The following is a 13,092-nucleotide window of genomic DNA, read 5'->3' as shown; positions in this document are numbered from 1 at the left end:
GCACCGACGTGCCGAAGATCGTCGACTGGTACATGGAGGGCAAGATCGAGATCGATCCGATGATCACCCACACCATGCCGCTCGAGGACATCAACAAGGGGTTCGAGCTCATGCATTCCGGCGAGAGCATTCGCTCTGTCGTTGTCTACTGAGTTCGCAATCTCATTCAGGAAAGCGCCGGAGGCCACTGAATCCGGCGCTTTTTTGCCTGCCGGAAGCTATCCCCGATGATCTATGTCGATGCCGATGCGTGCCCGGTAAAGCCGGAAATCCTGAAGGTGGCCGAGCGCCATGGCCTGGAGGTGACTTTCGTCGCCAATTCCGGCCTGCGCCCCTCGCGCGATCCGATGGTTCGCAACGTCATCGTATCGGCCGGTTTCGACGCAGCGGATGATTGGATCGCCGAACGCGCCAGGGACGGCGACATCGTCGTCACTGCCGACGTGCCGCTTGCCGTGCGCTGTGTCGGCGCCGGAGCGCTCGTCACCGGGCCGACCGGGCGCGTCTTCGACGAGACCAACATCGGCATGGCATCCGCGATGCGCGATCTCTCGGCCCATCTCAGGGAGACCGGGGAAAGCAAAGGCTATAACGCCGCCCTCACCTCCCGCGACCGCTCCGCTTTTCTCGAAACGCTTGACCGACTCTGCCGACGGGTAAAAAGGTAGAACCGGCGAACGGAGGCGGCGAATGGATCGGAAGGCAGGCCTGCGGCACTGGCCGTTCTATCTCGCCCTGACGGGCGGGTTGGTCAGCCTGCCCATCGGTTTTGCATTATTCCGCGCAGAAGCAATCGAGGTCGCGGCCATCCTCTTTTTCCTTATCTATCTGTCGATCACGGCTTTGCGGCTTCCCAAACTTACCGGCAGTTATCTCCAGGCCAATGCGCGCGACACGGGTGAGCCGGAGCCAATCATCTTCCTGGTGACGCTCGTTGCCGCGGCGACGTCGCTGGTGGCTCTGTTCCTCGCGCTGAACCGCGCCGGGGGCGGCGGCGCGGTGGGGCTGTCCATCGCCTTCGCAGCGGTTGCGCTCGGCTGGGCGACGATCCACACCATGGCGGCGCTGCATTATGCTCATCTTTATTGGCTTGCCGACCGCAATGATCCCGCCAGCAATCCCGCAGCGCGCGGTCTTGCATTCCCGGAGACCGACAGTCCCGGCGGATACGATTTCCTCTATTTCGCCTTCGTCATCGGGATGACGGCGCAGACGTCGGATGTCGCCATCACGACAACGGCGATGCGCCGCGTGAACCTGATGCACGCTATCGTCTCGTTCTTCTTCAACACGGTGCTCGTCGCCGCCGCCGTCAATGCCGCGGTTCAGCTTGCGGGCGCCGCCCCATGAAATTCAGGAGCAAAGAATGAAAGTAATCTCGCAGAACACGGCCTTCGGCGGCATGCAGGGCGTCTACGCTCATGATTCCACGGCCTGCAAAGGCGAAATGACCTTCGCCGTCTTTGTACCACCGCAGGCGATCACGGAGCCTCGCCCCGTTCTCTGGTATCTCTCCGGCCTCACCTGCACCCACGCCAATGTCATGGAGAAAGGCGAGTACCGCCGCATGGCCTCGGAGCTGGGACTCATCATCGTCTGCCCGGATACGAGCCCAAGAGGGGCGGATGTTCCCGATGAGCTCACCAATTGGCAGATGGGCAAGGGCGCCGGCTTCTATCTCGATGCGACGGAGAAGCCCTGGGACGAGCACTATCGGATGTACAGCTACATCACAGAAGAACTCCCGGCCCTCGTCGGCCAGCATTTCCGCGTGGATATGAGCCGCCAGGGTATCTTCGGCCACTCGATGGGCGGGCATGGCGCAATGACCGTCGCTCTCAAGGACCCCGAGCGTTTCAAGAGTTGCTCCGCTTTCGCGCCGATCGTCGCGCCGTCTTCCGCCGATTGGTCGGTCGGTGCCTTCGAGAAGTACCTCGGTCCCGACAAGACCTCCTGGCGGAAATACGATGCCTGCGCCCTCGTCGAGGACGGAGCCCGCTTCCCGGAATTCCTGATCGACCAGGGCAAGGCGGATAGCTTCCTCGAAAACGGTCTGCGCCCCTGGCTGTTCGAAGAAGCCGTCAAAGGAACGGGTATCGGGCTTACGCTCCGGATGCATGAGCGTTACGACCATTCCTATTATTTCATCTCGACCTTCATGGACGACCATCTCAGGTGGCACGCCGAGAGGCTCGGCTGACAGGATGCAGCCTTCTCGGATCGGAACGATTTGATGAACCATATCCTCCTCGTCGGTGCCGGCGGCGCTCTTGGCTCCGTCCTGCGCTACCTCGTCGGCCTCTGGATGCTGCAGCGCGCCGGACCCGTCTTTCCCTGGGGGACGCTGTTCGTGAACGTTACGGGTTCCTTTCTGATCGGTTTTCTGGCGCAATTCATCATGCACAAGATGGGAGCCTCGCCGGAAATACGCGTGTTCCTGATCACCGGCGTGCTGGGGGGCTACACGACGTTCTCGGCCTTTTCGCTCGACGCGATCACCCTTCTGGAACACGGGCAGACGATGAGCGGCCTCGCCTATATCGTGGCGAGCGTCGGTCTTTCGATACTTGCCGTGTTCGCCGGGCTGGCCCTGATGCGCGCAATGGTCTAAAGCCAGCCTTTAAAGAAAAGAAGGCGGATTTCTGCAAAATGGCGGGCATAGAACACAGGCAGGTTGACAGCGACGAAGCGGGAATGCGTCTCGACCGCTGGTTCAAGGTGCATTTCCCCGGACTGGGCTTCGGTCCGCTGCAGAAGCTGCTGCGTTCCGGACAGATCCGCGTGGACGGGGCGCGGGCAAAATCCGACACGCGCATACAACCCGGCCAGACGATCCGCATTCCGCCGCTCGGCGTCGATCCCAAGGAAGCGAAATCCGGCCCGATCGGCGGCCGGGACCTGCGTCAATCGCCGGACGGGGAGCTTCTGTCGCGCATGGTGCTGCATGAGGATGCCAAGGTCATCGTGCTCAACAAACCGGCCGGTCTTGCCGTTCAGGGCGGCTCGGGCGTCAACCGGCATATAGACAAGATGCTCGAGGCCTGGACCAGCCAGAAGGGCGAAAAGCCGCGCCTCGTCCATCGTCTCGACCGTGATACTTCGGGCGTACTTGTCGTCGCCCGCACGCGTGGGGCTGCGCAACAGCTGACCGCGGCATTTCGCGAGCGCGACACCAAGAAGACATACTGGGCCCTGGTCAGGGGCGTGCCGCGCAAGCGGGAAGACAAGATTTCCACCTGGCTCGTAAAGGAGCCCACGCCCGATGGCGACCGTGTCCGGATTGCCAAGCACGGCGAGAATGGCGCCGACCACGCCATCTCCTATTACCGGATCGTCGAACAAGCCGGGCAGAACCTCGCCTGGCTGGAAATGGAACCCTATACCGGCCGCACGCACCAGCTGCGCGTCCACGCCGCCCATATCGGCCATCCGATCATCGGCGATCCGAAATACTTCGAAGCGGACGTCAACTGGACCTTCCCCGGCGGCATGCAGAACCGGCTGCACCTTCATGCGCGGCACATAGATATTCCGCATCCGAACGGCGGGCGGCTGAAGATCACCGCTCCCCTGCCCCAGCACATGGTGCAGAGCTGGAATCTGCTCGGCTTCGACGAAAACGCCGCCGGCGAGGAAGAGTGATGAAGCTCGTCCTTTTCGATTGCGACGGAACGCTCGTCGACAGCGCGGGACTGATCCATGAGGTGATGGCCCGCACCTTCGAGGCCTTCGATCTGGATCGCCCGACAGCGGACGCGACCAAGGCGATCATCGGCCTCACTCTCGATATCGCCATTGCCCGGCTCATGGGGCAGGAACACGTTGACGACCGGGCGACCGCAATGACGGCGCATTACAAATCTATATTCGCCTCGGTACGAGGCGAACCCGGCTGCAGCGAAGCGCTGTTTCCGGGCATTGCGGAGATGATGCAGACCCTGGCCGGACGCGACGAACTGCTGATCGGCGCCGTCACCGGCAAATCGAGGCGAGGTCTGACGCATATCGCGGCGATGCATGGATTCGACAAGATTTTCTTCGTCTCCCGCACGGCGGACGACTGCCCCTCGAAGCCGCATCCCGCCATGGTGACGGAGTGCTGCGCGGAGGCCGGAGTCGATCCCCGCGACACGATCGTGATCGGAGACGCGATCTATGACATGCAGATGGCGAAGGCCGCCGGCGCCGATGCCCTGGGCGTCGCCTGGGGTTACGCCAGTGTCCCGGAGCTGATGGCATCCGGTGCGGATCACATCGCCCGCGTTCCGGCAGACATAATCGAATGGATGGACCATAGCCATGCCTGATATTCGCGACGAACTGAGTGGTGCGCTGAGCCACGACGATCCTGTGCGCCGGGCCCAGATCCAGATGCAGAAACCGCTGCCGAAACGCTTCTACAAGCAGGCGAGCGCCGCACCGGCGGATGACGGCGGATACGCCGTGCTCCTCGACGGAAGGTCAGTACGCACACCGGCCAAACGGGCGCTCACCGTACCTACCGAAAAGCTCGCAGGGCTGCTGGCAGCCGAGTGGGACGCCCAGACCGAAATCATCGATCCCTCGGCGATGCCGCTCACGCGGATCGTCAACACCGCGATCGACGGAGTTGCGCTCGACGATCGTGCGGTCTTCGACGATATCGTCCGTTTTGTCGGCAGCGATCTCCTCTGCTATCGAGCCGACAGCCCGAAAGAACTCGTCGCTCGGCAGAACGAGCACTGGAATCCGATAATCGACTGGGCCGCCCGGACGCTCGGCGCCCGGTTCATTCTCGTGGAAGGCGTGATCCATCAGGAACAACCGGCGGAGGCGGTCTCGGCCTTTGCCGAGGGCCTGCGCGGCTTTGCGACACCGCTCGGCCTCGCCTGCCTGCACACCGTCACCAGCCTGACCGGATCCGCCCTGCTCGCTCTTGCCCTCGCCATGGGCAGGCTCTCCGCCGAACAGGCATGGGCTGCCGCTCATGTCGACGAGGATTGGCAGATCGAACAGTGGGGAACAGACGAAGAGGCATTCAGACGGCGCGAAAACCGCTGGCGGGAAATGCTGGCTGCCGCGGTCGTACTCGACGCGCTGAAGTGACGTGAAGGGTCACTTGCTCCTCATCCCCCTGCCGGGGCGCCGCGAGTCTCTTCGCCCCGCTGGCGCGAAGAGGGTGGCCGGCAGGCCGGATGAGGGGCAGAATTTCAGTGGTCCAACACGTCAGCCGACGAGCTTCAGACCGGCGATGCCCGCGACGATAAGGCCGATGCAGCCGAGGCGCATCGCCGTTGCGGGCTCTGCGAACAGAATGATGCCGAGAATGACGGTACCGATGGTGCCGATGCCGGTCCACACGGCATAGGCCGTGCCAAGCGGCAGCGAACGCACCGCTATTCCGAGCAGAACGACGCTCAGGATCATCGACCCGACCGTCAGCACAGTCGGCGTGAACCGCGTAAATCCATCCGTGTATTTGAGACCGATCGCCCAGCCGATTTCGAGAATTCCGGCGAGCAACAGCGTGAACCAGGCCATATCGAACTCCTTCATGTGGAGCGAGGCCGTCCCCGCGGAAGTTCGGATCCATTCGATCCGTGCAGCCGTCTGCGATGTGGTTCTTCTATGCCACGGGCTCATCGGGACAGCAAGGCATCCTGTGGCAAGGCAGCCCTGCGGGAGTGACGGAGCTGGGGCGAGCCCTCACGAATTCCGGTCGCGCCGAAGCTTGTTCCACCACTCCAGCCGCTTGCGGATCTCACGTTCGAAGCCGCGCTCCGGGGGATCGTAGAAGGTCTTTCTGCCCATCTTCTCGGGGAAATAATCCTGGCCGGAGAATGCGTCGGGCTCGTCATGATCGTAACGATAGCCGTCGCCGTAGCCTTCCCCCTTCATGAGCTTCGTCGGAGCGTTGAGGATGTGCTTCGGCGGCAGCAGAGATCCGTTCTCCTTGGCCGCGCGCATCGCCGCCTTGTAGGCGGTATAGACCGCGTTCGACTTCGGCGCCGTTGCAAGATAGACGCAGGCCTCGGCAAGAGCCAGTTCCCCTTCGGGGGACCCGAGATAATCATAGGCATCCTTGGCGGCATTGCAGATCGCCAGTGCCTGCGGATCGGCAAGGCCGATATCCTCGACCGCCATCCGCACCAGCCGCCTGCCGATATAGAGCGGATCCTCCCCGGCATCGAACATGCGGCAGAGATAATAGAGCGCCGCGTCCGGGTCGGACCCCCGAACCGATTTATGGAGCGCCGAGATCAGGTTGTAATGGCCGTCCTGGCCCTTGTCGTATACCGGCGCGCGGCGCTGGACGATCTCCTGAAGCCCGGCGGAATCGAATATCTCGTCCCGGCGCGCCGCCCGCCATACCTCTTCCGCGAGCGTCAGCACCGCCCGGCCGTCCCCGTCCGCCATGCGGATCAGGCTGGCCCGCGCATCGTCATCGAGCGGCAGCGGTTTGCCTTCGGTTGCCTCCGCCCGCTTCAGAAGTTCCTCGAGGCTGGCCTCGTCATGCGGCTTGAACGTCAAGACGCGGGCCCGCGACAGAAGCGCGGCGTTAAGCTCGAAAGACGGGTTCTCGGTGGTGGCGCCGACCAGGATGACGGTCCCGTCCTCCATGACCGGCAGAAAGCTGTCCTGCTGCGCCCGGTTGAACCGATGGATCTCGTCGACGAAAAGCAGCGTCTGGCGCCCCGACATGCGCCGGGCGCGCGCAGATTCGAATACCTTCTTAAGATCCGCAACGCCGGAGAAGATTGCCGAAATCTGCTCGAATGCGAGACCTGCCTCGCCTGAAAGCAGACGGGCAACCGTTGTCTTGCCGGTTCCCGGCGGGCCCCAGAAGATCATCGAGCCGAGGGATCCGGAAGCGATCATCCGTGTGAGCACGCCGTCGGGGCCGGTCAGATGCTCCTGGCCGGTCACCTCCGCCAGCGTGCGCGGGCGCAGGCGATCGGCCAGCGGCCTTGCCGAGGCCATTTCAGGAGGTTCATGGGGGGCGAAGAGATCGCTCATCGGAAGAACTGACGTATGATCTGGCCGTTGCGCTCGATCTCGACACGCCAGAAGGAGGCATCCTCGGCGACGACGCCTTCCAGCGTCTTCGAACTATCGATTGCCGTCCCGTTGACTGAACGAACGATATCTTTCGGTTCCAGGCCGATACGTGCAGCCGGCGAGCCGCGATTGATCTCGGTGATGACCACACCCTGCAGCGACGTGGGCATGCGCAACTCGTCCGCAAGCCGCGGCGAGAGATTTGCCACGACAGCGCCGGCGAAGGGGTTGCGCCCCTCGATCAGCCGTTCGTCTCGTGGCTGTGTTTCCGGCGCCCGCTCAAGCTTGAGGGCGATTTCGCGCGAACTGCCGTTCTCCGAGATCGTAACCCGCGCCTCGTGGCCGATCCCCACGGTGGTCAGACGATAACCAAGCGCATCGGGGTGTTCGACCGGTACGCCGTTGACGGCGGTGACCACCTGTCCGGGGCGCATGCCGGCGCTCTCCGCCGGACCGCCTGCGACGACCGCCGTCACCAGCGCCCCGCGGGCCCGCTCAAGCCCGAGCGCCTCGGCCACATCGGAAGTCACCGGCTCGAAAGTCGCCCCGACGAAGGGACGGATGAACGAGCCGTTGCCTCCTTCAGCGGAGGCAACGAAAACCTTGACCAGGTTGGCGGGGATCGCAAAGCCCACGCCGTTGGAACCGCCGCCTCTCGAAAAAATCGCGGTGTTGATTCCGATCAACTCGCCCTTCATGTTGATCAGGCCGCCGCCGGAATTGCCCGGATTGATCGCCGCATCCGTCTGGATGAAAAAGCCGAAATCGCCGTTGGAAATCTGGTTGCGGGCGAGCGCCGACACGATGCCGCTCGTCACCGTCTGCCCGACGCCGAAGGGATTGCCCATCGCCAGAACCAGGTCGCCGACCTCCACCGCGTCGGAATCACCGATCGGGACGATGTCGAACGGACCGTCCGACTGAATTTTCATGACAGCCAGATCGAGGCGATCATCCTTCAATATGACCTTGCAGGGGAACTCACGCCCGTCGGCCAGCGCCACCTTGATATCGTCGCCGCCCTCGATGACATGGTTGTTGGTCACGACCAGGCCATTGCGGCCGACGATCACGCCCGACCCCAGAGACGACTGCTTCTCGGTGCGATTCGGCATCCGCTGCCCGAAGAATTCCTCGAAGAAAGGGTCTCCGGCAAAAATCGAGCGACGCTCAACCACGCGCTCGGCATACACGTTGACGACCGCATTCGCCGTCTGTTTGACGAGCGGCGCGAAAGAGAGCTGCATCTCCGACCGCGACTGCGGCACGGTCCTGGCATCCTGGGCCATCGCAGGTGTCGATATGGCAACAGCAAGCACGAGAGCCGCGAGAGCGCGATGGCCGAAGATCATGAAGCATTCTCCCTTTCGTTGCTGCTACGTTCAGATAGGATTTCGCACTGAAAAAGGCAAACCTGTCGCCCGACAATCCAACGCAATGCAGCCGCAAGGACGGGTCGTTTCATCAGGGAATTCATAGGAGTACGTGCTGCGCGCCGATTGCTCGGCCTTGCCACCCCAAAGACGCAGGCGACGTTCACGAGTCATGCACAAAAACGTGGTCTCGCCAGCCTTTTCCGGTGATCGAAACTCTGCTCATTTGCGTATTAGAAAAAGTCGAATGACACCGAGGAGACCCCATGCCCAGCTATCGCAAGCCGAAGATTGCCGCTGCCGAAATCACCCCGGAGCGCTTCTTCCTGGATCGGCGGACCTTCATCGCCGCCGCGGCCGGAAGCCTGGCCCTCGCCGTGCCCAAGCCGAGCCGCGCGGCCGCACTCGACGCGTCCAAGAGCAAATACAGGGTCGATGAGCCCGTCACGCCGGAAAAGGACGCCACCACCTACAACAACTTCTATGAATTCGGGACCGGCAAAGGCGATCCGGCTGCCAACTCCGCAAACTTCAAGCCGGCGCCCTGGACGGTGAAGGTCGACGGATTAGTCGGCAAGCCGCGGGAATTCGGCCTGGAGGAGCTCCTGGCCTTCCCTCTCGAAGAGAGAATTTACCGGATGCGCTGCGTCGAAGCGTGGTCGATGGTCATTCCCTGGGTCGGCTTTCCATTGGCCGCGCTCCTCGACAGGGTCGAGCCGCTCGGAAGCGCGAAATATGTCGCCTTCGAAACCGTGGTCCGGCCGGAGGAAATGCCGGGCCAGTCCGGTTATTTCCAGCCCCTGGAATGGCCCTACCGGGAAGGCTTGAGGCTCGACGAAGCGCGCCACCCGCTGACGATCCTCTCCGTCGGGCTCTATGGCAAGACGCTGCCGAACCAGAACGGCGCACCGATCCGCCTGGTGGTACCGTGGAAATACGGCTTCAAGGGAATCAAATCGATCGTGCGCATCTCTCTGACCGAGACGCCTCCGCCGTGCACCTGGAACCTCGCCGGGCCGACTGAATACGGCTTCTATGCCAATGTGAATCCAGCCGTCGATCATCCCCGCTGGAGCCAGGCGACCGAAAACCGTATCGGCGAAGGCGGCTTCTTCGGCGCCAATCGCCGCGATACGCTCCCCTTCAACGGCTACGCAGAAGAGGTTGCGAACCTCTATGCCGGCATGGACCTCAGGGTGAATTTCTGAGGATGCCGAGCTTTCCTGCCCTGCCGAAACGATTGCACGGCCCTTCGATCTGGGCGCTCTATACGCTCAGCCTCATACCGGCCGCCTGGGGGTTCTATCTTGGAGCCACCGGTCGGCTGCCCGGCAATGCGGTCAAGGAATTCGAGCACCTGCTCGGCATCTGGGCCCTGCGCTTCCTGATTGCCACGCTGACGATCACGCCGATTCGCGACCTGTTCGGCATCAACTGGCTCAGATACCGCCGCGCCCTGGGCCTCCTCGCCTTTTACTATGTGATGATGCATTTCCTCACATATATGGTGCTGGACCAGACGCTCCTTCTCCCGGCCATTCTCGCCGACATCGCCCGCCGTCCCTTCATCACCATCGGCATGGCAGCCCTCGTGCTGCTCATCCCGCTGGCCGTTACATCGAACAACTGGTCGATAAGACGCCTCGGGCAACGATGGAACAAGCTTCACAGGCTCGTCTACGTGATTGCCGCGGCCGGCGCGCTGCATTTCGCCATGTCGGTCAAGGTCGTAGGCCCTGAGCAAATGCTGTATCTGTTCCTTGTGGCGGTGCTCGTCGCCTGGCGCGCCGTCAGAAAGCGGTTTCTGCGGTGGCGGCGCCAGGGCACCGCACCCGTACGGTCGCAAGCCCGAGCGGGATAAAGGCGCAAGCCGGGAGAGCCGCACCGGCCAAGGTCCCGCGACACCCTCTCCCGACCCTCATTTTTTCCTTTGCCTGTCACAGGATTTGAGAGGCACAGGAATGAGGATCTACTTCTACTTTCAATAAAACCAACAAAAAAGCGGCCGGGGGCGATCAGCCCCCGGCCGCTTGAATGGTTTCGTCAACCGATCGGATCAGGCCGCTTCGGCTGCTTCGGCTTCGGCAGAAACGCGGGCGCGGTCCTTCGAACCCTTGGCGTCGACGTCGCGGTCAACGAATTCGATGACGGCGAGCGGGGCATTGTCGCCCTGGCGGAAGCCTGCCTTCATGATGCGCAGGTAGCCGCCGTTGCGGGTGGCGTAGCGCGAGGCAATCGCGTCGAACAGCTTCGAGACGACGGCAACGTCGCGGATCTGCGAGATCGCCTGGCGGCGGGCATGCAGATCGCCGCGCTTGCCGAGCGTGACGAGCTTTTCCACGATCGGACGGATTTCCTTGGCCTTCGGCAGGGTCGTGACGATCTGCTCGTGCTCGATCAGCGAAGCTGCCATGTTGGCAAACATCGCCTTGCGGTGGCTGGCGGTTCTATTCAGCTTGCGGCCGGCTTTACCGTGGCGCATGGCTATTCTCCTTTACTTGCAGGCATCCGCCCGCAGTCTAATAGGTTAGTACTGGTCTTCGTAACGCTTGGCGAGGTCTTCGATGTTCTCCGGCGGCCAGGACGGCACTTCCATGCCGAGATGCAGGCCCATGGAAGCGAGAACTTCCTTGATCTCGTTGAGCGACTTGCGACCAAAATTCGGCGTACGGAGCATTTCTGCTTCGGTCTTCTGAATGAGGTCGCCGATATAGACGATGTTGTCGTTCTTCAGGCAGTTGGCCGAACGGACGGAAAGCTCCAGTTCGTCGACCTTCTTGAGAAGCGCGGGGTTGAAGGCGAGTTCGGTGACTGCCTCTTCCTCGGTTTCCTTCTGCGGCTCGTCGAAGTTGACGAAGACCGACAGCTGGTCCTGAAGGATGCGGGCCGCGAAAGCGATCGCATCTTCGCCGGTGACGGAGCCATCGGTTTCGATGGACATCGTCAGCTTGTCGTAGTCGAGAACCTGGCCTTCACGGGTGTTTTCCACCTTGTAGGAGACCTTCTTGACCGGAGAGTACAGGCTGTCGACCGGAATGAGGCCGATCGGCGCATCTTCCGAGCGGTTGCGGTCAGCCGGTACGTAGCCCTTGCCGTTGTTGACGGTGAACTCCATGCGGATTTCCGCGCCCTCGTCGAGGGTGCAGATCACGTGGTTCGGGTTGAGGATCTCGATGTCGCCAACCGTCTGAATGTCACCGGCGGTCACGACGCCCGGACCCTGCTTGCGCACGACCATGCGCTTTGCGTCGTCGCCATCCATCTTGATGGCGATTTCCTTGATGTTGAGCACGATGTCGGTCACGTCTTCCCGGACGCCCGGGATAGAAGAGAACTCATGCAATACGCCGTCGATCTGAACCGCGGTTACGGCAGCACCGCGCAGCGACGACAATAGGACGCGACGAAGCGCGTTGCCGAGCGTCAGGCCAAAGCCGCGCTCAAGCGGCTCCGCGACCAACGTTGCCTTGGTGCGGCCGGAGGAGGCGAACTCCACCTTGTTCGGCTTGATCAATTCCTGCCAATTTTTCTGGATCATGTTTTCTGCCTTCCGTTCGTTGCCACCATCCAATCGTGACAACCGAGCCCCGAAGACCGGGAGGACACCGGAACGTCCTCACCGGAATGTTGAATACAGATGATCAGACGCGGCGCTTCTTGCGCGGACGGCAGCCATTGTGCGGGATCGGGGTCACGTCACGGATCGACGTGATCATGAAACCTGCAGCCTGGAGCGCGCGAAGAGCGGATTCGCGGCCGGAACCAGGACCGCAAACTTCCACTTCCAGCGACTTCATGCCGTGTTCCTGAGCCTTCTTGGCGCAATCTTCAGCGGCGATCTGCGCGGCGAACGGGGTCGACTTGCGCGAACCCTTGAAACCCTTCGCACCGGCGGACGACCAGGCAATAGCATTGCCCTGCGCGTCGGTAATGGTGATCATCGTGTTGTTGAACGACGAATTGACGTGTGCGACGCCAGACGTGATGTTCTTGCGCTCGCGACGGCGAACGCGGGTGGCTTCCTTGGCCATAGGATCCCTTTCTTAGATCTCTGCACCGCCGTAATTCCAGCGGCTCCACCGGGAAAAGGATTGGTCGTCCCCTGCCCTGCATCTTACAATTCGCGACAGCCGGGACACCGGCTTCGCGAGCATTCCGAGAAACCGGTAACGGCACTCGCATTGGTCGGACACTTGCCCTTCCCAAACTGCAAAAGGAGGCCGGCGCGTGCGCCAGCCTCCCGTTTTCCCTTTTCGGGAAATTACTTCTTCTTGCCGGCGATCGCCTTTGCCGGACCCTTGCGGGTGCGGGCATTGGTATGCGTGCGCTGACCGCGCACCGGCAGGCCGCGACGATGGCGCAGACCGCGATAGCAGCCGAGATCCATCAGACGCTTGATGTTCATCGAGGTCTCGCGACGCAGGTCACCCTCGACCTGATAGTCACGGTCGATCGTTTCACGGATCTGAAGGACCTCAGCGTCCGTCAGCTGGTGAACGCGACGCTCGGCCGGAATGCCGACCTTCTCGATGATTTCCTGTGCGAATTTCGTGCCGATCCCGTGAATATACGTCAGCGCGATGACGACGCGCTTTGCGGTCGGGATGTTGACGCCAGCGATACGTGCCACGTCTATTCTCCTTGCGTTCCAGTTGCCTACAGGCAATAGGTGCTTCGTTAC

At 62.1% G+C, this 13,092-nt stretch carries 16 protein-coding genes and 1 pseudogene; 10 read left to right on the top strand and 7 right to left on the bottom strand.

The window, feature by feature from the left end; translation table 11 throughout:
* From BHD07_RS09135 to BHD07_RS09100, 8 genes and pseudogenes are all read left to right on the top strand, one after another.
* Positions 1 to 152: pseudogene (locus tag BHD07_RS09135) on the top strand (S-(hydroxymethyl)glutathione dehydrogenase); the annotation flags it as partial.
* A gap of 75 nt (positions 153 to 227) precedes the next feature.
* Positions 228 to 668: a YaiI/YqxD family protein gene (locus BHD07_RS09130; protein WP_018099569.1), complete on the top strand. Its 441-nt coding sequence runs from the start codon at positions 228 to 230 to the stop codon at positions 666 to 668.
* A 22-nt stretch (positions 669 to 690) separates the two neighbouring features.
* Positions 691 to 1,350, top strand: coding sequence for a DUF1345 domain-containing protein (locus tag BHD07_RS09125; protein ID WP_100672255.1), 660 nt, complete (start codon positions 691 to 693; stop codon positions 1,348 to 1,350).
* A 16-nt stretch (positions 1,351 to 1,366) separates the two neighbouring features.
* Positions 1,367 to 2,200: an S-formylglutathione hydrolase gene (gene fghA / locus BHD07_RS09120; RefSeq protein ID WP_338279265.1), complete on the top strand. Its 834-nt coding sequence runs from the start codon at positions 1,367 to 1,369 to the stop codon at positions 2,198 to 2,200.
* 33 nt (positions 2,201 to 2,233) lie between these two features.
* Complete coding sequence (gene crcB, locus BHD07_RS09115) at positions 2,234 to 2,611, top strand: fluoride efflux transporter CrcB (protein ID WP_018099566.1); 378 nt, start codon at positions 2,234 to 2,236, stop codon at positions 2,609 to 2,611.
* Positions 2,612 to 2,649: 38 nt separating this feature from the next.
* Positions 2,650 to 3,642, top strand: a complete 993-nt coding sequence (locus BHD07_RS09110; protein ID WP_018099565.1) for an RluA family pseudouridine synthase — start codon at positions 2,650 to 2,652, stop codon at positions 3,640 to 3,642.
* Positions 3,642 to 4,307 (top strand): HAD-IA family hydrolase, encoded by a 666-nt coding sequence (locus BHD07_RS09105; protein ID WP_127712649.1) that lies wholly within the window; start codon positions 3,642 to 3,644, stop codon positions 4,305 to 4,307. The genes BHD07_RS09110 and BHD07_RS09105 overlap by 1 nt, the downstream gene beginning before the upstream one ends.
* The gene (locus BHD07_RS09100) at positions 4,300 to 5,085 is read left to right on the top strand and encodes an ATP12 family chaperone protein (RefSeq protein WP_338279261.1); all 786 of its coding nucleotides are present in this window, start codon (positions 4,300 to 4,302) and stop codon (positions 5,083 to 5,085) included. The genes BHD07_RS09105 and BHD07_RS09100 overlap by 8 nt, the downstream gene beginning before the upstream one ends.
* A 120-nt stretch (positions 5,086 to 5,205) precedes the next feature.
* Here the strand turns inward: BHD07_RS09100 and sugE are convergent, their stop codons facing one another.
* From sugE to BHD07_RS09085, 3 genes are all read right to left on the bottom strand, one after another.
* A complete protein-coding gene (gene sugE, locus BHD07_RS09095) occupies positions 5,206 to 5,520 on the bottom strand; it encodes a quaternary ammonium compound efflux SMR transporter SugE (RefSeq protein ID WP_338279259.1) in 315 nt (104 codons plus the stop codon).
* Between the two features lie 165 nt (positions 5,521 to 5,685).
* The gene (locus BHD07_RS09090) at positions 5,686 to 6,996 is read right to left on the bottom strand and encodes a replication-associated recombination protein A (protein WP_338279257.1); all 1,311 of its coding nucleotides are present in this window, start codon (positions 6,994 to 6,996) and stop codon (positions 5,686 to 5,688) included.
* On the bottom strand, positions 6,993 to 8,390 hold the full coding sequence (locus BHD07_RS09085; RefSeq protein ID WP_338279255.1) for a DegQ family serine endoprotease: 1,398 nt from the start codon (positions 8,388 to 8,390) through the stop codon (positions 6,993 to 6,995). Before BHD07_RS09085 ends, BHD07_RS09090 begins: the two co-directional genes overlap by 4 nt.
* A gap of 287 nt (positions 8,391 to 8,677) precedes the next feature.
* Between BHD07_RS09085 and msrP the strand changes: the two genes are divergently transcribed.
* Together msrP and msrQ are read left to right on the top strand one after the other, a co-directional pair.
* Entirely contained in the window at positions 8,678 to 9,619 is a 942-nt protein-coding gene (gene msrP, locus BHD07_RS09080) for a protein-methionine-sulfoxide reductase catalytic subunit MsrP (RefSeq protein WP_338279253.1), read from the top strand.
* A 2-nt stretch (positions 9,620 to 9,621) separates the two neighbouring features.
* Positions 9,622 to 10,272, top strand: a complete 651-nt coding sequence (gene msrQ / locus BHD07_RS09075; RefSeq protein WP_338279251.1) for a protein-methionine-sulfoxide reductase heme-binding subunit MsrQ — start codon at positions 9,622 to 9,624, stop codon at positions 10,270 to 10,272.
* A gap of 195 nt (positions 10,273 to 10,467) precedes the next feature.
* On the opposite strand, the gene rplQ is transcribed toward msrQ, so the two are convergent.
* The 4 genes from rplQ to rpsM form a co-directional block, all read right to left on the bottom strand.
* Entirely contained in the window at positions 10,468 to 10,893 is a 426-nt protein-coding gene (rplQ, locus tag BHD07_RS09070; RefSeq protein WP_003536492.1) for a 50S ribosomal protein L17, read from the bottom strand.
* Positions 10,894 to 10,938: 45 nt separating this feature from the next.
* Complete coding sequence (locus BHD07_RS09065; protein ID WP_003536494.1) at positions 10,939 to 11,949, bottom strand: DNA-directed RNA polymerase subunit alpha; 1,011 nt, start codon at positions 11,947 to 11,949, stop codon at positions 10,939 to 10,941.
* Positions 11,950 to 12,052: 103 nt separating this feature from the next.
* A complete protein-coding gene (rpsK, locus tag BHD07_RS09060; protein WP_003536496.1) occupies positions 12,053 to 12,442 on the bottom strand; it encodes a 30S ribosomal protein S11 in 390 nt (129 codons plus the stop codon).
* A gap of 230 nt (positions 12,443 to 12,672) precedes the next feature.
* Positions 12,673 to 13,041 carry a 30S ribosomal protein S13 gene (gene rpsM / locus BHD07_RS09055; RefSeq protein WP_003536498.1) on the bottom strand — a complete coding sequence of 123 codons (369 nt, stop codon included), beginning with the start codon at positions 13,039 to 13,041 and terminating at the stop codon, positions 12,673 to 12,675.
* Between the last annotated feature and the right edge of the window lie 51 nt (positions 13,042 to 13,092).

The organism is Sinorhizobium sp. KGO-5 (assembly GCF_036245905.1).
GTDB classification, from domain to species: Bacteria; Pseudomonadota; Alphaproteobacteria; order Rhizobiales; family Rhizobiaceae; genus Sinorhizobium; species Sinorhizobium meliloti_A.
This window is presented reverse-complemented; position numbering and strand designations above follow the sequence as displayed.

Coding starts and splice junctions, on each gene's coding strand:
- BHD07_RS09130 (WP_018099569.1), top strand. CDS start 228: ATGATCTATGTCGATGCCGATGCGTGCCCGGTAAAGCCGGAAATCCTG.
- BHD07_RS09125 (WP_100672255.1), top strand. CDS start 691: ATGGATCGGAAGGCAGGCCTGCGGCACTGGCCGTTCTATCTCGCCCTG.
- fghA (WP_338279265.1), top strand. CDS start 1,367: ATGAAAGTAATCTCGCAGAACACGGCCTTCGGCGGCATGCAGGGCGTC.
- crcB (WP_018099566.1), top strand. CDS start 2,234: ATGAACCATATCCTCCTCGTCGGTGCCGGCGGCGCTCTTGGCTCCGTC.
- BHD07_RS09110 (WP_018099565.1), top strand. CDS start 2,650: ATGGCGGGCATAGAACACAGGCAGGTTGACAGCGACGAAGCGGGAATG.
- BHD07_RS09105 (WP_127712649.1), top strand. CDS start 3,642: ATGAAGCTCGTCCTTTTCGATTGCGACGGAACGCTCGTCGACAGCGCG.
- BHD07_RS09100 (WP_338279261.1), top strand. CDS start 4,300: ATGCCTGATATTCGCGACGAACTGAGTGGTGCGCTGAGCCACGACGAT.
- sugE (WP_338279259.1), bottom strand. CDS start 5,520: ATGGCCTGGTTCACGCTGTTGCTCGCCGGAATTCTCGAAATCGGCTGG.
- BHD07_RS09090 (WP_338279257.1), bottom strand. CDS start 6,996: ATGAGCGATCTCTTCGCCCCCCATGAACCTCCTGAAATGGCCTCGGCA.
- BHD07_RS09085 (WP_338279255.1), bottom strand. CDS start 8,390: ATGATCTTCGGCCATCGCGCTCTCGCGGCTCTCGTGCTTGCTGTTGCC.
- msrP (WP_338279253.1), top strand. CDS start 8,678: ATGCCCAGCTATCGCAAGCCGAAGATTGCCGCTGCCGAAATCACCCCG.
- msrQ (WP_338279251.1), top strand. CDS start 9,622: ATGCCGAGCTTTCCTGCCCTGCCGAAACGATTGCACGGCCCTTCGATC.
- rplQ (WP_003536492.1), bottom strand. CDS start 10,893: ATGCGCCACGGTAAAGCCGGCCGCAAGCTGAATAGAACCGCCAGCCAC.
- BHD07_RS09065 (WP_003536494.1), bottom strand. CDS start 11,949: ATGATCCAGAAAAATTGGCAGGAATTGATCAAGCCGAACAAGGTGGAG.
- rpsK (WP_003536496.1), bottom strand. CDS start 12,442: ATGGCCAAGGAAGCCACCCGCGTTCGCCGTCGCGAGCGCAAGAACATC.